The organism is Rhodococcus sp. DMU1, assembly GCF_012272955.1.
Taxonomy (GTDB): domain Bacteria; phylum Actinomycetota; class Actinomycetes; order Mycobacteriales; family Mycobacteriaceae; genus Rhodococcus; species Rhodococcus aetherivorans.
Window position 1 is genome coordinate 3,538,379 of the sequence record NZ_CP050952.1, and the last position, 20,800, is coordinate 3,559,178.

16 protein-coding genes and 1 other RNA gene are annotated in these 20,800 nt (G+C 72.1%); 5 read left to right on the forward strand and 12 right to left on the reverse strand.

The features are described 5' to 3' along the window. Positions 1-37: 37 nt before the first annotated feature. Together HFP48_RS16235 and HFP48_RS16240 are read right to left on the reverse strand one after the other, a co-directional pair. Entirely contained in the window at positions 38-1,129 is a 1,092-nt protein-coding gene (locus HFP48_RS16235) for a Glu/Leu/Phe/Val dehydrogenase dimerization domain-containing protein (protein ID WP_029544260.1), read from the reverse strand. Positions 1,130-1,184: 55 nt separating this feature from the next. Continuing rightward, the gene (locus HFP48_RS16240) at positions 1,185-4,646 is read right to left on the reverse strand and encodes an indolepyruvate ferredoxin oxidoreductase family protein (protein ID WP_168579758.1); all 3,462 of its coding nucleotides are present in this window, start codon (positions 4,644-4,646) and stop codon (positions 1,185-1,187) included. 691 nt (positions 4,647-5,337) lie between these two features. On the opposite strand from HFP48_RS16240, the gene HFP48_RS16245 reads away from it, so the two are divergent. Then, positions 5,338-5,658, forward strand: coding sequence for a PASTA domain-containing protein (locus HFP48_RS16245; protein WP_006947731.1), 321 nt, complete (start codon positions 5,338-5,340; stop codon positions 5,656-5,658). A 210-nt stretch (positions 5,659-5,868) separates the two neighbouring features. Here HFP48_RS16245 and thiM read toward each other — a convergent pair whose 3' ends face one another. The 4 genes from thiM to HFP48_RS16265 all read right to left on the reverse strand — a co-directional run bounded on the left by thiM (position 5,869) and on the right by HFP48_RS16265 (position 12,854). Continuing rightward, a complete protein-coding gene (gene thiM / locus HFP48_RS16250) occupies positions 5,869-6,717 on the reverse strand; it encodes a hydroxyethylthiazole kinase (protein ID WP_006947730.1) in 849 nt (282 codons plus the stop codon). Between the two features lie 38 nt (positions 6,718-6,755). After that, positions 6,756-9,767, reverse strand: coding sequence for a bifunctional [glutamine synthetase] adenylyltransferase/[glutamine synthetase]-adenylyl-L-tyrosine phosphorylase (locus HFP48_RS16255; RefSeq protein ID WP_029544264.1), 3,012 nt, complete (start codon positions 9,765-9,767; stop codon positions 6,756-6,758). A 120-nt stretch (positions 9,768-9,887) separates the two neighbouring features. Beyond that, positions 9,888-11,225, reverse strand: a complete 1,338-nt coding sequence (locus HFP48_RS16260) for a glutamine synthetase family protein (protein WP_029544266.1) — start codon at positions 11,223-11,225, stop codon at positions 9,888-9,890. An 84-nt stretch (positions 11,226-11,309) separates the two neighbouring features. Next, positions 11,310-12,854, reverse strand: a complete 1,545-nt coding sequence (locus tag HFP48_RS16265) for an alpha/beta hydrolase (protein ID WP_168579759.1) — start codon at positions 12,852-12,854, stop codon at positions 11,310-11,312. A 191-nt stretch (positions 12,855-13,045) separates the two neighbouring features. Here HFP48_RS16265 and panB point away from each other — a divergent pair, with 191 nt between their 5' ends. The 3 genes from panB (at position 13,046) to pip (ending at position 15,387) form a co-directional block, all read left to right on the forward strand. Next, on the forward strand, positions 13,046-13,894 hold the full coding sequence (gene panB / locus HFP48_RS16270; RefSeq protein WP_006947723.1) for a 3-methyl-2-oxobutanoate hydroxymethyltransferase: 849 nt from the start codon (positions 13,046-13,048) through the stop codon (positions 13,892-13,894). A 93-nt stretch (positions 13,895-13,987) separates the two neighbouring features. Further along, positions 13,988-14,428, forward strand: a complete 441-nt coding sequence (locus HFP48_RS16275) for a hypothetical protein (RefSeq protein WP_006947721.1) — start codon at positions 13,988-13,990, stop codon at positions 14,426-14,428. Next, positions 14,428-15,387 carry a prolyl aminopeptidase gene (gene pip, locus HFP48_RS16280; protein WP_006947714.1) on the forward strand — a complete coding sequence of 320 codons (960 nt, stop codon included), beginning with the start codon at positions 14,428-14,430 and terminating at the stop codon, positions 15,385-15,387. The genes HFP48_RS16275 and pip overlap by 1 nt, the downstream gene beginning before the upstream one ends. Positions 15,388-15,390: 3 nt before the next feature. On the opposite strand, the gene HFP48_RS16285 is transcribed toward pip, so the two are convergent. The 4 genes from HFP48_RS16285 to rnpB form a co-directional block, all read right to left on the reverse strand. Continuing rightward, a complete protein-coding gene (locus HFP48_RS16285) occupies positions 15,391-15,987 on the reverse strand; it encodes a CHAP domain-containing protein (protein WP_006947713.1) in 597 nt (198 codons plus the stop codon). 27 nt (positions 15,988-16,014) lie between these two features. Beyond that, positions 16,015-17,424, reverse strand: coding sequence for an RNB domain-containing ribonuclease (locus HFP48_RS16290; RefSeq protein WP_065922473.1), 1,410 nt, complete (start codon positions 17,422-17,424; stop codon positions 16,015-16,017). Positions 17,425-17,440: 16 nt separating this feature from the next. Further along, positions 17,441-17,620 (reverse strand): hypothetical protein, encoded by a 180-nt coding sequence (locus HFP48_RS16295; RefSeq protein ID WP_006947711.1) that lies wholly within the window; start codon positions 17,618-17,620, stop codon positions 17,441-17,443. Between the two features lie 211 nt (positions 17,621-17,831). Beyond that, positions 17,832-18,245, reverse strand: an RNA gene (rnpB, locus tag HFP48_RS16300) — RNase P RNA component class A. 56 nt (positions 18,246-18,301) lie between these two features. Between rnpB and HFP48_RS16305 the strand changes: the two genes are divergently transcribed. Further along, on the forward strand, positions 18,302-18,826 hold the full coding sequence (locus HFP48_RS16305; protein ID WP_065922472.1) for a DUF1697 domain-containing protein: 525 nt from the start codon (positions 18,302-18,304) through the stop codon (positions 18,824-18,826). Positions 18,827-18,902: 76 nt separating this feature from the next. Here HFP48_RS16305 and HFP48_RS16310 read toward each other — a convergent pair whose 3' ends face one another. Both HFP48_RS16310 and HFP48_RS16315 read right to left on the reverse strand, forming a co-directional pair. Beyond that, positions 18,903-20,006 carry a bifunctional RNase H/acid phosphatase gene (locus HFP48_RS16310; RefSeq protein ID WP_006947709.1) on the reverse strand — a complete coding sequence of 368 codons (1,104 nt, stop codon included), beginning with the start codon at positions 20,004-20,006 and terminating at the stop codon, positions 18,903-18,905. Further along, positions 20,003-20,740 (reverse strand): C4-type zinc ribbon domain-containing protein, encoded by a 738-nt coding sequence (locus HFP48_RS16315; protein ID WP_065922471.1) that lies wholly within the window; start codon positions 20,738-20,740, stop codon positions 20,003-20,005. Before HFP48_RS16315 ends, HFP48_RS16310 begins: the two co-directional genes overlap by 4 nt. Positions 20,741-20,800 lie beyond the last annotated feature (60 nt).

A 20,800-nucleotide genomic window follows, 5' to 3' on the forward strand; every position in this document is an offset into this window, starting at 1 on the left:
GAGGCACCGCGGTGCCTCCCCCTCGCCGTACCGCCCGTCAGGCGGCGTCGATACGCCGCTCGGCGACCCGGTTCGCGGCCGCGCCGGGCCCGATGTCCAGGGTCCGCGACATCTCGAAGATCTCGGCCGTGCGGTCGAAGATCGCGTCCACCCGGGACCGGACGACGGTCGGGTCGGATCCGTCGACCTCCCCCGCGACCTGGATCAGGCCGCCGGCGTTGGCGACGTAGTCCGGCACCCACGTGATGCCGCGGTCGCGCAGGATGTCCTCGACCTCCGGGCGGGCCAGCTGGTTGTTCGCCGCACCGCACACCAGACGCGCACCGAGCACCCCGGCGGTCGACGGGGTCAGCGTTCCCCCCAGGGCACACGGTGCGTACACATCCAGCGGCGCCGCGACGACGCCGTCGGCGACCCGTGCCGCCGGGAACTCGGCGGCCACCCGGGCGAGAGCCACCGGGTTCACATCCGAGACCACCACGTCGGCGCCGTCCGCGGTGAGCAGCCCCACCAGTTCGTAGCCCACCTTCCCGAGCCCCTCGACACCCACGGTGCGGCCGGCGAGAGTCGTTGTTCCCCAGACATGCTCGGCTCCGGCGCGCATCGCCTGGAACACGCCGAGCGCGGTGAGCGGCGAGCTGTCCCCGGATCCGCCGGCCGCGGGAGTGCGTCCCACCGCGTGCGAGGTCTGGCGGCCGATCACGTCCAGGTCGCCGGCGTGGGTACCGACGTCGGCGGCGGTGATGTAGCGGCCACCGAGGGACTCGACGAACCGTCCGTACGCGGCGAGCAGCGCCTCGCTCTTGTCCGTGGCGGGGTCACCGAGGATGACGGCCTTGCCGCCGCCGAGGTTCACGCCCGCGACCGCGGCCTTGTAGGTCATGCCCCACGACAGCCGCAGCACGTCCTCGAGCGCCCGGGCCTCGTCGGCGTACGGGTAGAAGCGGGTGCCGCCGAGCGCGGGCCCGAGCGCGGTGGAGTGGATCGCGACGATCGCGCGCAAGCCGGTCGCGGCGTCCTGACAGAAGACGACCTGCTCGTGTGGGCGGTCGGACAGGCACCGGGATCGGCCGAAGACACCGGCGGGGGCGTCGGAGGTGGCCGAACGGGCGAGGGTCGAGGTGGTCACGTGATGGGTTCCTTTCCGGAAGAATGTACTCGGGATGTCGAGAATCGGTGGCGGCTCAGAAGTCGATCTCGACGCCGAGCTCGGCGAGCCGCGCGCGGTACTGCTCGACGGAGCGCAGCTTGACGTCCTCGTAGCCGCGGACCGTGTCCGGCAGAGCCGCGACCTGCACGGCGCGGTCGTAGGTGGCGGCATCGAGGTCGGCGGCGAGGCGATCGACCGTGGCCGTGTAGTGCGCGAGCAGGGCGCGCTCGACCTTCCGGACGTGCGCGTAACCGAACGGATCGAGGCGGGTGCCGCGCAGGCGCCTGCCCTTGGCCAGGATCCGCAGCGCCGCGTGCGACTTCGGTCCGAACCCGATCTTCTTGGTGCGGCCGAGCGCCCGCAGGACCGGCGGGTGCAGCCGGTAGGTCAGCTGCTCACCGCCGGGCACCTGAGCGCGTACCTCGTCGAGGAACGTGGGGTCGACGAGCAGTCGCGCGACCTCGTACTCGTCCTTGTAGGCGGTGAACTTGAACAGCCCGCGCGCGACGGCCTCGCTGAGGTCGGTGCGGTCGGTGACACGGCGTTCGGCCGCCCACACGGACTGCACCCGGTCGATGTAGCGGGCGGCGAGGCGTTCGCCCTGGAAGTCGATGAGCGCGGCGGCACGCACCCGCACGAGCCGCAGCACCTCGCCGTCGAGGGTGGTGTCCGCGAACAGGGCGTCCGGGGCGACGGTGACCTTCGGCTGCGGGCGGGCCGGTTCGGTTGCGGCCGCGAACGCGCCGGGGTCGGCGATCGCCACGCGGCCCCACCGGAACGCCGCGATGTTCGCCGCCACCGCGACACCGTTGATCTCGATCGCCTCCTCGACGGACTCGGCGGGGATCTGCAGGCCGCCGAGTTGATGGGCGGCGCCGACGATCAGGAAGTTCGCGGCGGCGGTGTCGCCGAACAGTGCCTGTGCGGCGGCGAGAGCGTCGAACGAGGCCGACCGGCGGGTCGCCGCGTCCAGCCGGGACAGCAGCTCCTGTTCGTCGGGGTGGCGGATCGACCTGTCGTACACCATGTCCCCGGTGGGGGTGCGGCTCGTCGAGGCCACCGCGACGGTCGTGGCAGGATCGGCGTAGGCGAGGTTCTTCGCATCCGCCGCGGTGAGCAGGTCCAGCGCCAGCAGGCACGACGCCCCGCCGGTGGCCACCCGGTTGCCGGGTTCGAGACCGTCGGCGGCGAACCGTAGGTGCGAGACCACCGGGCCGGCCTTCTGGCTCATACCGATCTGGTCCAGGGATTCGACGTCGAAGCCGGCGCGCAGCGCGGCGGTCGCGAGCACCTGGTTGACGGTGACGATGCCGGTGCCACCGATGCCGGCGAGGAAGATGTTGCGGGTGCCCACCGCGGAGCCGGGATCGGGGTCGGGCACGGCCGGGGGCACCGGGACGGTGCGGCGCTGCGGCGTGCGTCCGGGCGCGACCTCGACCGTCACGAACGACGGGCACTCCCCGTCGAGGCAGGAGTAGTCGGTGTTGCACGACGTCTGGTCGATGCGGGTCTTGGACCCGAACTCGGTGTCGACCGGCTGCACCGACAGGCAGTTGCTCTTGACGCCGCAGTCGCCGCAGCCCTCGCACACCGCCTCGTTGATCACCACGCGCGTGGTGCGGGCGGGCAGGGTGCCGCGCTTGCGCTGCCGCCGCGCATCGGCCGCGCAGTGCTGGTCGTAGATGAGCACGGTGACGCCCGGGACCTCGCGCAGCAGCCGCTGCGCCTCGTCGAGCCGGTCGCGGTGCCAGACCGTCACGCCGCGGGCGAGGGAGCGCTTGCGGTGCCGCTTCGGTTCGTCGGAGCAGACGATGATCCGCCGCACCCCCTCGGTGGTGAGCTTGTGGGTGAGCGCGGGAATCGTCAACGCGCCCTCGGCGTCCTGCGCCCCGGTCATCGCGACGACGTCGTTGTAGAGCAGCTTGAAGGTGATGTTCACCCCGGCCGCGACGCACGCCTGCACGGCGAGCTGGCCGGAATGGAAATACGTTCCGTCGCCGAGGTTCTGGAACATGTGCGGGATGTCGGTGAACGGTGCCTGGCCGATCCACTGCGCGCCCTCGCCGCCCATCTGAGTCAGCCCGGTGACGGCGCTGTCGGCGCGGCCGGACATCGTGACGAGCGCGTGGCAGCCGATGCCGCCGCCGCCGATCGAGCCCTCCGGCAGGGCGGTGGAGCGGTTGTGCGGGCAGCCGCTGCAGAAGTACGGGGTGCGCTTGGCCGACAGCACCTCCAGGGGCAGCGACGGGAGCGGCGCGGGTCCGAGGTCCACGTGGCCGCGCAGTACCCGGCGCAGCGGCCCGCGGATCCGGCCGGCGGTCAGTTCGCCGTCGACGGGCATCAGCGGGCGGCCGTCGGCGTCCTTCTTGCCGACGATGCGCGGCGGGGCGTCGGTGCCGTAGAGGATCTCGCGGATCTGGGTTTCGACGAACGCGGTCTTGTCCTCGACGACGACGAGTTGGTCGAGGCCGGAAGCGAATTCGCGGACCAGGTCGGGGCCGATCGGGTACGGCATGCCGATGCGCAGCAGCCGGATCCCGGCGCGATGCAGGTCGGCGTCGGTCACCCCGAGGTCGAGCAGCGCCTGCCGCAGCGCGTCGAACGTGGTGCCGGTGGCGGCCAGCCCGATCCGGGCGTGCGGGGGGTCGACCTCCACGACGTCCAGCCCGTTGGCCTTCCCGTAGGCGTGGACCATCGCCCAGCGCGGCCCGTACAGGTCGGCCTCGGCGATCACGCTGTCGCTCGGCGCAGCCATCGGACGCTGACGGTAGACGAACGGCTTTCCCTCCCAATCGATCTCGGGAACCGTGATGCGCAGGTCCGCGACCGAGCCGTCGACGGACCACGCGCCGTCGGCGACGTCCGCGACGATCTTGAGCGCGACGAGGCAGCCCGAGGCGCGCGACAGCGCGACCCCGTGCAGGCCCATCGAGACGATCTCGGCGGCGTTGCGGGGGAAGAGCACCGGGATGCCGAGGGCCGCGAGGGACCGTTCGCTCACCGCGGGCACGGTCGACGACTTCGATGCCGGGTCGTCGCCGACCATCAGCAGCACGCCGCCGTTCGGGTCGACGCCGTACATGTTGGCGTGCCGCAGCGCGTCGGTGGCCCGGTCCAGACCGGGGCCCTTGCCGTACCAGACACCGACGACAGCATCGTGGGTGGGCGTGCCCGCCCCGAGCCGGCCCTGACTCCCCCACACGGACGTCGCGGCGAGTTCCTCGTTGAAGCCGGGCACGAAGGTGATGTCGTGCTCGGCGAGAACCTTCGGCATGCCGTGCAGCAGCTTGTCGAGGCCGCCGAGGGGGCTGCCGGGGTACCCGGAGACGAACGTGGCCACGCGACGTCCGTCGCGGATGTCGCGCACGTGCTGCTCGACGAGCTGCCGGGCGATCGCCTGGACGCCGGTGAGCAGCACCGTGCCCGAGCCGGAGCGGTACCGGTCGTCCAGGTCGTAGGGAAGACGCTCGATTTCGCGGACCGCGGTCTCGGTCATCGCACACCACCGTTCCTTTGCTGCGACATGTGTTGTGCAGCGTCGCTCAAGTCACATCAACTGGTGCAGCAATGATCGACATAGCTGATTGATTTCGTCAACACACAAGTTTTCAGCGAATCATAATGTTCAAATGTGACCCGCGACACACTCGACAAATGGTCACCGTGATCAGCGGGCGGGTGTCGCACCACCGGCGACGCGGACCCGGCCGGCTCGATGCGCCGTAGCGGACCGGCCCGTCCGCCCTCGCTCCGGGGTCCGACACCGGCTTCGTGCGCGGTTCCGTTCGATGGGCAGATCGGGGCCGTGGACACCGATGCCGGGGACACCGATGCCTGGGGGCACCGATGCCGAGGGCACGGCCACCGAAGCCGTTCCGCCGAGGCTGCCAGTTCTGCCGGATTTGTCAGGAGCCGGGAGTACCCTGAAGTGGCGCCGGCCGGTTCCGGGCCGGAGCGCCTGGGGAACTGCCGATGAAAGCTTGCGTACCCCGCCATGCCGGGGCACTGTCGTCCACGGCCGGACCGTCGTCCGTGCCGCGGGGCCGCGCGCCGCCGCCCGGTCCCGTCCTCCCGACCGCGCCGATAGACCACATCTGACGGACCCCGCTCACCGGCATGCCCGGGCGGAACGGGTGTCCCCCACCGGATTCACTCCATCGCGACATCGTTCCCGAAAGGACGTTGTCATGCGCACCACCCTCCCGGCCGCCCTGTGCGCGGCCGCCGCCACCCTCCTTCTCGGATCCGGCATCGCCGCAGCGCAACCCGCGCCCGATGTCGTCGGCCTCAGCGAACAACAGGCGATCGCCCTCCTGGACGCGGAAGGCATCCCGTACCGGATCACCAACCGCGCCGGCAATCTGTCCGGCGAGTGCCGCGTCACCGAACAACGGGATCGCGGCTATCGCACCGAAGTCGACTACGTGTACGACCACGACGACGACGAGTTCGATCGTGTCGAACGGCAGGTGTGGTTGGGCGTCGGCCTCGTCGTAGTCTGCCGCTGACCTCTCGCTTCGCGAACCACCGTGCGCCCCTCGCGACCCGGGGGGATGCACGGCGGTGCCGCATGCGCCCAACCGATCCGGCGGAATCGCCTCGCCGAACGCGTTCTCCCGCACCCTCACCGGGCACGCATCGAGCGCCTTGCCCGAATTATCCAGTCCCGCAGGGGAATCACCCCCTGGTGGCACCCGACGTCCGGGGGCGATCGGCCCTCACGCCTGCGCCGGGATGTCCAACGGCTCGACGCGGGCACGGAGCCGGAGGACGTCCGCGTTCACCGAGTACAGGGCGTCGAGGAACGCGACGGCGAAGGAGCCCGGGCCCGTGGCGTTCCCGTCGGCGATCTCCGCGGCCACCGCGACGTGGGCGTGCGCGGCGGCGAGTCCGATCAGCGCCGTGGGGGCGACGGCGAGGTATGCCGCAGCGAGGGCACCGAGCGCGCAGCCGGTGGAGGTCACGCGCGGGAGCAGGGCACTGCCGCCACCGATGCGCAGGCCGGTCGTCGCACCGGCGGCGTCGCGGCCGACGAGGTGGTCCACGGGACCGGAGGCGGACACCGCGTCGGCGTGGGCCAGCAGCGCCAGCGCGGCCGGCACCGCGGCGGCGGGGTCGTCGGAGCTGTCGACGCCGCGGGTGTCGCCACCCAGACCGGCCAGCGCGATGACCTCGGAGGCGTTGCCGCGGATCGCCGTCGGACGGAACGGGAGCAGATCCGCGGCCAGGCCGGTGCGCCACGGGAGGCCCCCCACGCCGACGGGATCGAGCACCCACGGGGTGCCCGCGTCGCGGGCGGCCTCGGCGGCCAGGGTGAACGCCGCCGCCGTCCCGTCGTCGGGGGTGCCGAGGTTGATCAGCACGCCCCCGGCGATGCGGGCGAATCCGGCGGCCTCGTGGACGTTGTCGATGTGGGCGTTGCTCGCGCCGGCGGCGAGCAGGACGTTGGTCAGGAAGTTGGCGGAGACGACGTTGGTGAGCGACTGCACCAGCGGCACCCGGGCGCGGAGAGCGTCGAGGGCGGCGGCGAGATCGTCGACGGTCGGGGGAATCGGGGCAGTGGTCACGATGAAGTCCTGAGCTGGTTCCACGGGAGGTCGGGGCCTCACGTCCCGAACACCCGCTCCACGACCCCCCGGGCACGTCGAGTGACCCGCAGATAGTGGTCGAGGAACTCGGAGGCGTCACCACCCGACCAGCCGGCGACCTGGGCGACCGCCGACAGCAGCTTGCCCGGGCCCGGCAGCTGGTCGGTTCGCTTGCCGCGCACCAGCACGAGCGCGTTGCGGGCGCGGGTGGCGGTGAGCCACGCGTCGCGCAGCAGTGCGACGTCCGCGCTGCTGAGCAGTTCTGCGGCGCCGATCGCATCGAGCGTCTCGAGCGTCGAGGTGTTGTGCAGCGACTCGATGTGGTGCGCGTGCTGCAGCTGCAGCAGCTGCACGGTCCACTCGATGTCGGCCAGGCCACCGCGGCCCAGCTTGGTGTGGGTGGCGGGGTCGGCACCGCGCGGCAACCGCTCCGAGTCGACCCGGGCCTTGATCCGCCGGATCTCGCGCACCGCGTCGTCCGACACGCCGCCGGCCGGGTACCGGGTGGCGTCGATCATGTGCAGGAACTGCAGTCCGAGCTCCGCGTCGCCGGCGACGGCGTCGGCCCGCAGCAGCGCCTGCACCTCCCAGGTCTGCGCCCACTGGGCGTAGTACGCCTGATAGGACGCGAGGGTGCGCACCATGGGTCCGCTGCGCCCCTCGGGGCGCAGGCCGGTGTCGACCTCGAGCGGCGGATCCGTGCTCGGCGCGCCGAGCAGGGTGCGCACCCGCTCGGCGACCTGGTTCGCCCACTTCACCGCGGCGGTTTCGTCCGCCCCGGGGTTCGGCTCGCAGACGAACAGCACGTCGGCGTCGGACCCGTAGCCCAGTTCGCCACCGCCCAGACGCCCCATGCCGATCACCGCGAGCCGCGCCGGCGCCGGCCCGTCCTCCTGCTCGGACGCCTTGATCACCGCGGCCAGGGCAGCCTCGAGCACCGCCGCCCACACCGCGGACAGTGCGCGGCACACCTGCGGTACGTCCAGCATCCCGAGGATGTCGGCGCTCGCGACGCGGGCGAGTTCGGCCCGGCGCAGCGACCGGGCCGCGTTGATCGCCTTGTCGGGGGCGTCGTAGCGGGCCGAGGAGGTGACGATGGCCTTGGCGACCTCGTCGGGCCGCGGTTCGAGGAGCCGGGGCCCGCCGGCGCCGTCGGCGTAGAGCCGGATGACGTCCGGGGCCCGCAACAACAGGTTGGACACGTAGGCGGAGGACCCGAGCACGGTCATGAGCCGGTCCGCGACGGACGGCTCGTCGCGCAGCGTCCGCAGGAACCACACCCGGTCGACGAGCGCCTCGGACAGGCGGCGGTAGGCGAGCAGCCCGGCGTCGGGGTCGCTCGTCTCCCCCAGCGCCTCGAGCAGTTGCGGCAGCAGCAGCGCCTGGATGCGGGCCTTGCGGGAGGCACCGCCGGACAGTGCCGTCAGGTGGCCGAGCGCGTTCTCCGGTGCGCTGTAGCCGAGCGCGGCGAGCTGCCGGACCGCGGCGTCGGGCGACAGCCGCAGCGCCTCCTTGTCCACCCGGGCCACCGACTCGAGCAGAGGCCGGTAGAACAGCTTCGCGTGCAGCTTGCGCACCCGCGCCGAGTTGCGCTTGATCTCCGACTCGAGCACCCCGAGCGCGTCGTGCCGTCCGTCGGGGCGCATGTGCGCGGCGCGGGCGAGCCAGCGCATCGCCTCCCGGTCCTCCGGGGGCGGCAGCGTGTGGGTGCGTTTGAGCCGCTGCAGCTGCAGGCGGTGCTCGAGCAGCCGCAGGAACTCGTAGGAGGCCCGCAGGTTCGCGGCGTCGTCGCGCCCGACATAGCCCCCGTCGGCGAGGGCGGACAGCGCCTGCACGGTGTTCGGTACGCGCAGCGCCTCGTCGGCGCGGCCGTGCACCAGCTGCAGCAACTGCACCGCGAACTCCACGTCGCGCAGGCTGCCCCGGCCCAGCTTGAGTTCCCGCTCGCGCAGCTCGGCGGGCACGAGTTCCTCGACGCGCCGGCGCATCGCCTGCACCTCGGGCACGAACGCCTCCCGCTCGGAGGCCGTCCACACCATGGGGCTGAGCGCCTCGACGTAGCGGCGACCGAGGTCGAGGTCGCCGGTCATGGGCCGGGCCTTGAGCAGTGCCTGGAACTCCCACGTCTTGGCCCAGCGCTGGTAGTACGCGACGTGCGAGTCCAGGGTGCGGACCAGTGCGCCGCGCTTGCCCTCGGGACGCAGCGCGGCATCGACCTCGAAGAACGCCGAGGTGCCGATCCGCATCATCTCCCCGGCGATGCGGCCGGCGCGGGCGTCGGCCGGCTCGGCGACGAACACGACGTCGACGTCGCTGACGTAGTTGAGCTCGCGGGCCCCGCACTTGCCCATCGCGATGACGGCCAGGTCGACGGGGCAGGGACCGTCCGGGACGACGCTGGCGACGGCCACCGCCAGGGCCGCCGTCAGGGCCGCGTCGGCGAGGTCCGCGAGCCGCTGCCCCACCTCGAGGTACGGCAGGACCGGTTCGTTCTCGACGACGGCCGCGAGATCGGCGGCCGCGAGCAGCGCCAGCTGGTCGCGATAGCCGGTGCGCAGCGCAGCCACGGCCGCCGGACCGGTGATCGTCGCCCGGTAGATCAGACGGTTGTCTCCCGTCCCGGCCTCGGGTTCGGCCTCGACGTAGCCGAGCATCCGATCGGTGAGGGTCCGCCGGTCGGGCAGCTGCAGCGCCCCGGCGAGGCCCCGCCACCGATCCGGGTGGGCCACGATGTGGTCGCCCAGGGCGGACGACCCGCCGAACAGGCCGAACAACCGGCCGCGCAGCCCCTTGTCGGTGCGCAGCGCCGCGTCGAGTTCGGCCCAGCCGTCGCCGAGCGCGTCGTGCAGCCGGGCAAGGGTGCGCAGGGCGAGGTCCGCGTCGGGTGCGCGGGAGAGGGCCCACAGCAGTTCGGTGCTGTCGGTGTCGGTCCAGCCGAGCTGCCGGAGCTCGTCGGGTGCGGTCGGGGCGAGGAGGCCGAGCCGACCGGCGCTCGGTATCGCCGAACGCGCCGTCGGCGGTCTCACCATGCCGCCACCGTCGCTCCGGCGCGGGACACTACCGCCCGAGTGGGCACGGACCTCACCTCTTCGTCGTCGTCGACCGTCCGGTCCGCGGCGACGCCCTCGTGCGGCCGCGGCCGGCAGGGGTTACAAGCCCAGGTACTGATCCAGTTCGTACGGGGTGACCTGGCTGCGGTAGTTCTCCCACTCCGTCCACTTGTTGCGGAGGAAGAAGTTGAACACGTGCTCGCCGAGCGCCTCGGCCACCAGTTCCGACTTCTCCATCTCGCGCAGGGCGATGTCGAGGTCGGTCGGCAGCTCCCGGTACCCCATGGCGCGCCGCTCCGCGGAGGTCAGCGCCCACACGTCGTCCTCGGCCTCGGGGGCGAGCTCGTAGCCCTTCTCGATGCCGCGCAGGCCGGCGGCGAGGAGCACCGCGAACGTCAGGTACGGGTTGCAGGCCGAGTCGGGCGTGCGGATCTCCACCCGGCGCGAGGACGCCTTGCTCGGCGTGTACATCGGCACCCGCACCAGAGCGGAGCGGTTGGACGGGCCCCAGCAGGCCGCGGTGGGCGCCTCGCCGCCGTGCACGATGCGCTTGTAGGAGTTGACCCACTGGTTGGTCACGGCACTGATCTCGTTGGCGTGCTCGAGCACCCCGGCGATGAAGGCCTTGCCGGTGGCCGAGAGCTGCAGCGGATCGTCGGGATCGTGGAAGGCGTTGTTCTCCCCCTCGAACAGGCTCATGTGGGTGTGCATGGCCGACCCCGCGTGCTCGCGGAACGGCTTGGGCATGAACGTCGCGCGCACGCCCTCCGACATCGCGATCTCCTTGACCACGTAGCGGAAGGTCATCACGTTGTCGGCCATGGACAGCGCGTCGGCGTAGCGCAGGTCGATCTCCTGCTGACCAGGCGCGGTCTCGTGGTGGCTGAACTCGACGGAGATGCCCATCGACTCGAGCGCGTCGATGGCGTGGCGGCGGAAGTTCGGGGCCGAGCGGTGCACCGACTGGTCGAAGTAGCCGCCGTCGTCGGCCGGCACGGGCGGCGCGCCCGGTTCACCGTTCTCGACGAGGAAGAACTCGATCTCGGGGTGCACATAGCAGCTGAAGCCGAGGTCGGATGCCTTGTTGAGCTGGCGGCGCAGCACGTGCCGCGGATCGGCCCAGCTGGGGGTGCCGTCGGGCATCGTGATGTCGCAGAACATGCGGGCCGAGTACTGCTGACCCTTGCTGTCGGCCCACGGCAGCACCTGGAAGGTCGAGGCGTCCGGCCGGGCGACCATGTCGGCCTCGGAGATGCGGGAGAATCCCTCGATGGCCGAGCCGTCGAACCCGATGCCCTCCTCGAAGGCTCCTTCGAGTTCGGCCGGGGCGATCGCCACGGACTTGAGCGTTCCGACCACGTCGGTGAACCACAAGCGCACGAACCGAATGTCGCGCTCTTCGAGGGTGCGGAGCACGAACTCCTTCTGGCGATCCATACGGCCGAGACTAGGCACAGTGCGTTAAATCCGTGTTACATCCGCGGGTTGTGGCCCCGGCGTGTCGCTCACATCGTCGCGCCGTCAGCACCGCGGGTCCGCCGCCGGCGCCTGCCCGGTCACGAAATACCTGATCACCGGGTCGTCGACGCAGGCCTCGCCGTCGAGCACGACGGTGTGCTGGGTACCCGTGAAGGTGACGAGTGCGCCGCCGAGTTGCCGCGCGAGGTCCACCCCCGCCTGGTACGGCGTTGCGGGATCCTCGGTGGTGGAGACGACGAGCACGGTCGGCAGGCCCGGCACGTCCGGGGTGTGCGGCTCACCGGTGTGCGGCACCGGCCAGAAGGCGCACAGATCCCGCGGCGCGGCGCCGCTCGCGCGGCCGTCGTCGAGGAACGGCGCGGCCTGCCGGTACAGCCGGTCGGCCTCGGCCGCGACGGCCGCGTCCGTCACCGGCGGGTCGTCCACGCACCGGATCGCGTTGAAGGCGTCGGTGGAGTTGGTGTAGGTGCCGTCGTCGCCGCGTCCCTCGTACAGGTCGGCGAGCAGCAGCAACGTGTCGCCCCGGCCCTCGGTCAGCGCCGCGAGCCCCGCCCGCAGCGAGCCCCACAGCCGCGGCGAGTACAGACCCTGCTGCACCCCCGTGATCGCGTCCCGGTGGCTCAGGCCGCGCGGATCCGTGGTCTCCGCGGGCGCCGCGATCAGCGGGTCCACCAGGGCCCGGAACCGGCCCACCGCCGCGGCCGGGTCGGTGCCGAGGGCACAGTCGTCGTGGCGGGCGCAGTCCGCCGCAAACGCGTCGAACGCCGTCTGGAATCCGGCCGCCTGCAGCAGGACCTCGTCGAGGGGGTCCTGCTCGGGGTCGAGCGCACCGTCGAGCACCATCGTCCGCACCCGGTCGGGGAAGGTCTCCGCATAGAGCGTGCCGATCCGGGTGCCGTACGAGAACCCGAGGTAGTTCAGTTTCTCGTCGCCGAGGACGGAGCGGAGCACGTCGATGTCGCGCACGACCTCGCGGGTGCCCACGTGGGCGAGCAGGCCGGTCTCGGCGCGCTGCGCGCAGGCGTCGGCATAGTCGCGGTGCCGCTGTTCCGTCCGCGCGATGCCCTCGGGGCTCATGTCGCCGTCGTCGGACGCGCGGTCGGCGTCCGCCTCGGCGTCGGTGCGGCAGCGCACTGCGGGCTCGGAGGCCCCGACGCCGCGGGGATCGAATCCGATCATGTCGAACCGGTCGGTCAACTCGGTGCCGTCGGCAACGGTGGCGAGCCCGATCCCGGCCGCACCCGGCCCGCCGGGATTGACGAGCAGCGAGCCGATCCGCTGCCCGGACGCGGGCGAGCGGGAGATCGCCACCGTGATCGTCTCCCCGTTCGGGTCGTCGTAGTCCAGCGGCACCGTGATCCGCGCGCACTGCACGCCGCGGGGCAGTTGCTCGGCGTCGGGGCCGTAGTCCCGGCAGGACCCCCACTGCACCTGCTGCGCGTAGAACTGCTCGAGGCCGGCCGGGGCGCCGATCGGCGACGTCCGCGGCGGCGCGGTCTCGGTCGTGGTGCTGCAGCCGGCGGCGAGCAGCACCGCGGCGGTCAGCGCGACGGCGCGCGCCGGGACGCGGAGAGAAGGGGACGACACCCAGCGATGGTGCCACGGGCAGCATCCGCGCCGACGCGGCCGGTTCGGGTCCGGCCCGCCGCCGCATCCGGCGGATGTGACCAATCGCACCGCCGGCGCCGCTACTGCCCGAATGGAGCCGGTGGCAGACTGAGACCGTCATCACCCAACCCGGGGACCCGCACGGGCCTCGAGGCAGAAAGGGACCTCTGATGTCCGAATCCACCGCTGCCCTCTACGGCGGCTCCGCCCCGTCCGCCGCCCCTCGGCGCAAGACGCGGGTCCATCACCTGCAGGCCATGAAGGCCGAGGGCCGTCGCTGGGCCGAACTGACGGCGTACGACTACTCGAGCGCCCGCATCTTCGAGGAGGCCGGCATCCCGGTGCTGCTCGTGGGCGACTCCGCCGCCAACGTCGTCTACGGCTACGACACCACCGTGCCGGTCACGGTCGACGAAATGCTCCCGCTGGTGCGCGGCGTGGTGCGCGGCGCGCCGCACGCCCTGGTGATCGCCGACCTGCCGTTCGGCACCTACGAGGCGTCGCCCGAGCAGGCTCTCGCCACCGCCATCCGCTTCATGAAGGAGGGCGGCGCCCACGCCGTCAAGCTCGAGGGCGGCGAGCGGGTCGCCGCGCAGATCGCCGCGATCGCCGCCGCCGGCATCCCCGTCCAGGCCCACGTCGGGTTCACCCCGCAGTCGGTCAACAGCCTCGGCGGATTCCGCGTGCAGGGCCGCGGCGACGGCGCCGAACAGCTCATCGCCGACGCCATCGCCGTGCAGGAGGCCGGCGCCTTCTCCGTGGTCATGGAGATGGTGCCCGCCGACATCGCCGGCCAGGTCACCCGCAAGCTGACCATCCCCACGGTCGGGATCGGTGCCGGCAACGAGTGTGACGCCCAGGTCCTCGTGTGGCAGGACATGGCCGGCTACACCAGCGGCAAGACCGCGAAGTTCGTCAAGAAGTTCGGCAGCGTGGGCGACGAGTTGCGCCGCGCCGCGGCCGAATATGCTGCAGAGGTGGCGGCCGGGACGTTCCCCGGTCCCGAGCATTCCTTCTGATCCGGCAGGACGAGGGGAACCTGCGGCCGGTCCGGCCGGAGGTTCCGCTCACCCGTAGGCCCGGGCCTTACCGACCCGCGAGGTGCACCCCACATGATTCGTCCCCGTCGCACACTGCTCGCCGTTGCCGTCGCCGGTGCGACGATCGCCGCCCTGGGCGGGTGCGCGTCCGGCGGTCAGCCCGCCCCCACCGGCTCGACCACCGCGTCGACGCAGCCGACGACCGGCACCGGCGCGGCGGCCGAGCCGAGCGCGCTGCCCGGTGGGGTCACCGAGGCCCAGGCCGCCGAGCTGTGCTCGCAGATGGAGGCCCAGCTGCAGAGCTGGCGGACCTACACCCCGTCCATGAGCAAGCCCGGCTTGAACCTGCTGGTCGGCGAGTGGGCGGCCCGCAACGGGATCGACATGCTGGCGCTCGCCCAGGACCGTGACCGTGTCGACACGATCGCCTCGGCCCAGTGTCCGGAGGTGCGCAGCCAGGCGCTCGAGGCCCTGCAGATCCCGACCCTCGCCTCCGCGCTGGTCGGCTTCTGATGCCGTTGCGGCGGCCGTACCCGCCGATCGAGCCGTACGAGCAGGGCCTGCTCGACGTCGGCGACGGCCAGCGCATCTACTGGGAGGTCAGCGGGAATCCCGCCGGCAAGCCGGTGGTGTTCCTGCACGGCGGTCCGGGCGGCGGCACCATGCCCGCCCACCGGCAGTTCTTCGATCCGGAGGCGTACCGGATCGTGCTGTTCGATCAGCGCGGCTGCGGTCGGTCGGTGCCGCACGTCGCCGAGGGCGCGGATCTGTCCGCCAACACCACCGAGTATCTGCTCACCGACATCGAGACCCTGCGGCGACGTCTGGGGATCGGCCGCTGGCAGGTGTTCGGCGGCTCGTGGGGGTCGACGCTGGCCCTGGCCTATGCGCAGCGCCACCCGCACCGGGTCACCGAGCTGGTGCTGCGCGGCATCTTCCTGCTGCGCAGCAGCGAGATCGACTGGTATTACAACGGTGGCGCCGGACAACTGTTCCCCGAGCTGTGGGAGCGTTTCCTGGAGCCGCTGGCCGGGGCGCCGGACGGTGAGCATCCCGTCGACACGTACCACCGGCTGCTGCATTCGCCCGACCCCGACGTCGCGCTGCGGGCCGCCGTGGCGTGGTCGACGTGGGAGGGGGCGACCAGCGCCCTGCTGCCCACCCCGGAACGGATCGTGGAGACGTCGGAACCGCGTTTCGCTCTGGCGTTCGCGCGCATCGAGAACCACTACTTCCGCAACCGTGGCTTCCTCGAGGAGGGGCAGCTGCTGCGCGACGCCGGACGGCTGCGCACCATCCCCGGCGTGATCGTGCAGGGTCGCTACGACGTGGTCTGCCCCGCGACGAGCGCGTGGGAACTGCACAAGGCGTGGTCCGGCTCGGAACTCGTCGTCGTCGACGACGCCGGGCACGCCGCGAACGAGCCCGGCATCACCCATCACCTGCTCGAGGCGACCGACCGCTTCCGCTGATCCTCACCCGAGGCGGCCGAACCCGACGACCGCCGAGTCGGACGTGACGTCGACGGTGTGGACGCGGATGCGGCCGAGTTCGTTGCCGCCGACCGTCGTCGCGGTGTCGCCGTCGACCGCGACGACGATGTTGGTGTGCTGGCCGACCCACAGCTCGTTCTCGTACAGCACCACGTCGCCCACCGCCGGCCGGTACCCGTCGCCGGCCGGTTCGAATCGTCCGACCGACTCGTAGTACTCCTGCAGGGTGTACACGCCGGGGATCCGCCAGTGCCCGGAATGCGGATTGGCCAGCGGCCGATCCGCTTCCCGCATGATCCAGCTGACGAAGTTCGCGCACCAGGGCTCCTCGGCGCCCTCGGAGTAGAACGTCCCGGGCCGCTGCGTCCGGTGTTCGTCCTCGAGCAACTCCACGATCCGCGCCTGCGGGAGCGTCAACGCCGACGTGTCCACGTCCGGGAAGTCGGCGGTGTCCCAGGGCAGATACCGGCTCGGTGCCACGCGGAACACCAGCACCGCCAGGACCACAAGCACCGTCGTGAGGACGGCGAGGCCGACGAGCAGGCCCCGCGGCCGGCGCGGCGGTCGGGACGCGTTCATGGCCGCCGCTCCCGCCCGGCAGCGACGTCACGCCGGGTACGCAAACCGCACCTTCCGGGCCCGCGGGTCGGCGTGCGTCAGCCGGATCCGGATCCGGCTGCCCTCCTTCGGCTCGCCGGCGCACGGGGCGATCACGGTGGCGTCGGGCACGAACACCTCGGCGTCCCGGCGGCCGTTCGCCGCACGCAGGACCGTCGCCTCGAACGACTCCCCCACGTGCGGGGCGAGGACCGTCGCCTCGGTGAGTTCGATGCACGCACGGGTCACCTTCCCGGCGAGCGCGTCGGAGCCGGACATCGTCTCGGGAAGCTCCGGGAGCACGGCGCGCACCGGGTCCGGCACGTCGGTGCCCGCGCAGAGCGCCAGGCACACCTCCGTCACGAACCGGTCGGCCAGCCGCCGCAGCGGCGCGGTGACGTGTGCGTACGGCGCACCGATCGCCCCGTGTCCCGGCTGCTCCGGAATCGCACCGTCGAACGCCACGTACGACGCGCCGCGCAGCAGCGCCGGGGCCTCGCTCATCAGCACCAGGGTGCCGGGCAGGTTCACGTCGAGGCCGGCCAGGAAGGTACCCACCGGCACCTGGTCCGGCCACGGCACTCCCAGGGCGGAGGCGGTGCGCCGCAGTTGCGCCACGGCCTCGGGAGCGGCCGGCGGCAGGGTCCGCAGCAGCCCGATCCGCGCGTCGAGCATCAGTCGCGCCGCACACATCCCGGTCAGCAGCGACACGTGGGAGTTCCAGTCGTCGACCTCGGTGCGCGGCTGGGTGGTCAGCCGCCAGCCGTTCCCGTCGGCGACCACGTCCTGCTCGGGCAGGCGCAGTTCGATCGCGCCGCGTGCGCGGGCCGCGGCCTCGCGGAGCCGGCCGAACTCGGATAGTGCCGCGATCGACGGGTGCACGACCCCGGCGTCGACGCCGGCCTGCACTCCGGCGTAATCGAACCGGGCGACGGACCGGACCAGTGCGCGCCGCACGCTCACGTCCACGGGCTCGGCGGCGTCGTCGAGAACGATGCGCCACAGCGCCGCCGGACGCACGCGGCCGGGGAGGAGGCTGGCCGAATCCTCGGACAACGGCCGGGGGTGCAGCGGGACCGACCCGTCGGGCAGATAGTAGGTCTGTCCGCGGCGCCGGCTCTCGCGGTCGAGCGCGCCGTCGGGTGCGACGACGGCCGCGACGTCGGCGATCGCGTAGTGCAGGACGAAGCCGTCGACGGTGCGCTCGAGGTGCAGCGCCTGGTCGAGATCCATCGAGCCCGGCGGATCGATGGTCACCAGGGGCAGATCCGTGCGGTCCACCCGCGCGGCGGACCAGCGGTCGACCGCGGCCTCGGCCTCGGCGACGGCGGCCAGGGGATAACTGTCGTCGAGCGCGAACTCGGCGCGGACGGCACCGAAGTCGATCGCGGGCGCGACGACGATGCGGGTGTTCGTCACCGTGCTGGGGAACCGCTCAGCGGTTCCACTCCTCGTCGGCCTCGTCCGCGGCCTTGTTGCGCTCGGCCGCGATCTCGAGTGCCCGTTCGGCGGTGGCGCGGTCCGGATACGGCCCCATGCGGTTCAGCGCACTGGGGTCCTTTCCCTGGCTGACCTTTCCGGTGTGGACGTCGTAGTACCAGCCCTCGTCGCTCATGACTCCCAGTCTGCCCCAACCGACGCCGAGTTTCGGGGTAACCCGCACGCGCGGCGCGGCTGGTACCGTCGGCCCCTGGTCCCCGCTCGACGACTCGAAAGGCACCGCATGTCGTACCTGCTCTACGACTTCCTGCTCCCCTACCTGGGGCACGAGGCCGCCTCCTACTGGGCGCACCTGCTGGTCGTCGCCCCGATCTGAGCCGGGTGGGCGGACGAGCCGGCCTGTAAGCCGGATCCTGTACCCCGCCGAGGCGGGGTGGCGACCATCCATCTGGGCACACCGTCGCCGGGTACCTCGAGCGGTTCACCCGCAGGCTCGGGCGAGCAGCCCTCGGACACCTGCGCAGCCGCACCGAACGAGTCGGTGCGGCCTTCAACCTTGCTCCGGGCGGGGTTTACCGAGCCGCCCCGGTCACCCGGGGCGCTGGTGCGCTCTTACCGCACCGTTTCACCCTTACCCACCCCGAGGGGTGGGCGGTCTGTTCTCTGTGGCACTGTCCCGCGAGTCACCTCGGGTTGCCGTTAGCAACCGCCCTGCTCTGTGGAGTCCGGACTTTCCTCGATCCAGGGCCTGGCACCGCCACGGTGCCGGTTCCCTGAGCCGCGGTCGCCCGGCCAACTCGTCCGCGTCGATCAGGGTACTGCCTCACCTGTCTCGAATGCGAACTACGGTACCGCCATGGCGAGATATGCGGCCCTGCTGCGGGGAATCAACGTCGGTGGCATCACCATCGCGATGGCGGATCTGAAGGACGTGTTCGCCGGGCTCGGTTTCGGCAACGTCCGCACCGTGCTCGCTTCGGGCAACGTGGTGTTCGATGCCGACACCGCCGACACCGCCGAAGCGAAGGCCCGGATCGAGGCGGCCCTGCGTGATCGATTCGGGTACGAGGCGTTCGTGTTCGTCCACGATCAGGCGGCCGTCGCGGCGATCGTCGACGCCTACCCGTTCGAGGAGCGTGACGGCCGGCACGCGTACGCGGTGTTCGTCGCCGATCCCGCGGTTCTGGACGAACTGGCGGCGACGGCGGAGGGTCTCGACCCGGCGGTCGAACGCGTCGCCCGGGGCAACGGCGTCCTCTACTGGGACGTCGAGCGCGGGCAGACGGTCAAGAGCGCCTTCGGCCGGAACACCGGCAATCCGCGCTACAAGGCGGTGACCACGACGCGGAACCTGCGCACGCTCCGAAAACTCCAGGTGTGAGCGGCCGGGACGCTGCCGGCGGTGTGTCCTTCGGGCGGTGGGCGCAGCCCGAAAGACACACCGGCGCCGACGGCGCCTACAGGTGCGACGTGTCGTTGACCAGCCGCACGGCCGCGCCGCCGTCGGGATAGAACTCGGCGATGCTCAGCGACGCGAGGTCCAGGTGCAGGCGGTACAGCAGCGACGGCCCCGCGTCGAGCGCCATCTGCAGCAGTGTCTTGATCGGCGTGACGTGGGAGACGACGAGCACGTTCGCCCCGCCGTACTCCGCGACCAGATCGTCGCGGACGGTGGCGAGACGGCCGCGGACCTCGTCGAAGCTCTCCCCACCCGGCGGGCGCACCGACGTGTCCCCCAGCCAGCGCCGGTGCAGATCGGGATCGCGCTGCGCCGCCTCGAGGAAGGTCAGCCCCTCCCACTTGCCGAAGTCGGTCTCGATGAGGCCCTCGTGCACCGTCACGGGCAGACCGAGCGCCGACGCCGCGGCATCGGCGGTCTCCCGGGCCCGCCCGAGCGGCGACGACACCACCGCGGCGACGTTGCCGCGCTCGCCGATGCGACGCGCGGCCGCGCGGGCCTGCGCACGGCCCAGTTCCGTCAGCGGCGGGTTGCCGCGGCCGGAGTAGCGGCGCTCCACCGACAGCGGGGTCTGCCCGTGCCGCAGCAGCAGCATCCGGGTGGGCGTGCCGACAGCGCCGGTCCAGCCGGGCGATTTCACCGGTGGGGCCGCCGATTCCGGTGTGGGAGAAGCAGATTCGGAACCCGAAGCAACCGACGCGGCGGCGTCCATCGCCTCGTTGGCGAGCCGGTCGGCGTAGGCGTTCTCCGCGCGTGGCACCCAGGTGAACTCGACCCGCGAGAATCCCCGGGCCAGCTCGCGGGCGCGGGCGGCGAGCGGAATCATGTCCGGGTGCTTGATCTTCCATCGGCCCGACATCTGCTCGACGACGAGCTTGGAATCCATCCGGACGTCGACCTCGTCGGCCCCGAGTTCGGCGGCGGCGGTCAATCCGGCGATCAGGCCCTGGTATTCGGCCACGTTGTTGGTGGCGCGGCCGATGCTCGCGCTGCGCTCGGCCAGCACCGCCTCATGGTCGGCGCCGAAGACCACCGCACCGTAGCCGGCGGGGCCCGGGTTGCCGCGCGAGCCGCCGTCGGCCTCGACAACTACCCGGCTCAAATCCCGGATTCCTTGGTACGCACCAGGATCGCGTTGCACTCGGGGCAACGTACGAGGGTCTCGGGGGCGGCGGCGGCGATGCGAGCGATCTCGCCGCGGTCGAGCTCGAGGCGGCATGCGCCGCACCGGCGCGCCTGCAGCAGGGCCGCGCCGATGCCCGTCTTCGTCCGCTGCGCCTCGTACTGGTCGACCAGCTCGGCCGGGAAGGCCTCCACGAGTGCCGCGCGGTCGCTCAGGCACCGCTGCTCGGCGACCTCGATGTCGGCGAGCGTCTCGTCGCGCAGGCGGACCGCGTCGGCGAGTTCCTCGTCGACGCTCGACAACCGCGCGCCGGCGTGGTCGTGATCGGCCTTGGATGCCTCCCGGCGTTCCATGACCTCGAGCAGCTCGTCCTCGAGCAGGGCCTGCCGGCGTTCGAGGCTGGTCAGCTCGTGCTGGAGTTCGGACAGCTGCTTGGCGCCCACGCCGCCGGCGGCGAGGAGCTTGCGGTCGCGATCCTCCCGCTGGCGGACCGCCTCGACCTCCCCCTCGAGCTTGCGAATGTCGCGGTCGAGGTCGTCGAGGATGATCTCGACAGCGACGGCGGCGTCCCGGCGCGCGGTGCGTTCCGCCTCGAGCCGCTCGACCTCCTGCTGTTCGGGCAGGGTGCGGCGCCGGTGCGCCAGGCGGGTCACCTCGGTGTCCACAGCGGCGAGGGCCAGGAGCTTGGACTGCACGGCGGGTTCGACGTTCACTCGGCGGGTTCCTGCTTTCGGCGACGAGATCAAGGGGGGGTGGTAGCTGCCTACCGTACC

Bases quoted from the DNA above. Each gene is read 5' to 3' on its own strand.
- HFP48_RS16305 (WP_065922472.1), top strand. From the start codon at position 18,302: ATGGCGAGATATGCGGCCCTGCTGCGGGGAATCAACGTCGGTGGCATC.
- HFP48_RS16285 (WP_006947713.1), bottom strand. From the start codon at position 15,987: ATGAACGCGTCCCGACCGCCGCGCCGGCCGCGGGGCCTGCTCGTCGGC.
- HFP48_RS16240 (WP_168579758.1), bottom strand. From the start codon at position 4,646: ATGACCGAGACCGCGGTCCGCGAAATCGAGCGTCTTCCCTACGACCTG.
- HFP48_RS16260 (WP_029544266.1), bottom strand. From the start codon at position 11,225: ATGGATCGCCAGAAGGAGTTCGTGCTCCGCACCCTCGAAGAGCGCGAC.
- pip (WP_006947714.1), top strand. From the start codon at position 14,428: ATGCCGTTGCGGCGGCCGTACCCGCCGATCGAGCCGTACGAGCAGGGC.
- HFP48_RS16275 (WP_006947721.1), top strand. From the start codon at position 13,988: ATGATTCGTCCCCGTCGCACACTGCTCGCCGTTGCCGTCGCCGGTGCG.
- panB (WP_006947723.1), top strand. From the start codon at position 13,046: ATGTCCGAATCCACCGCTGCCCTCTACGGCGGCTCCGCCCCGTCCGCC.
- HFP48_RS16245 (WP_006947731.1), top strand. From the start codon at position 5,338: ATGCGCACCACCCTCCCGGCCGCCCTGTGCGCGGCCGCCGCCACCCTC.
- HFP48_RS16255 (WP_029544264.1), bottom strand. From the start codon at position 9,767: ATGGTGAGACCGCCGACGGCGCGTTCGGCGATACCGAGCGCCGGTCGG.
- HFP48_RS16295 (WP_006947711.1), bottom strand. From the start codon at position 17,620: ATGAGCGACGAGGGCTGGTACTACGACGTCCACACCGGAAAGGTCAGC.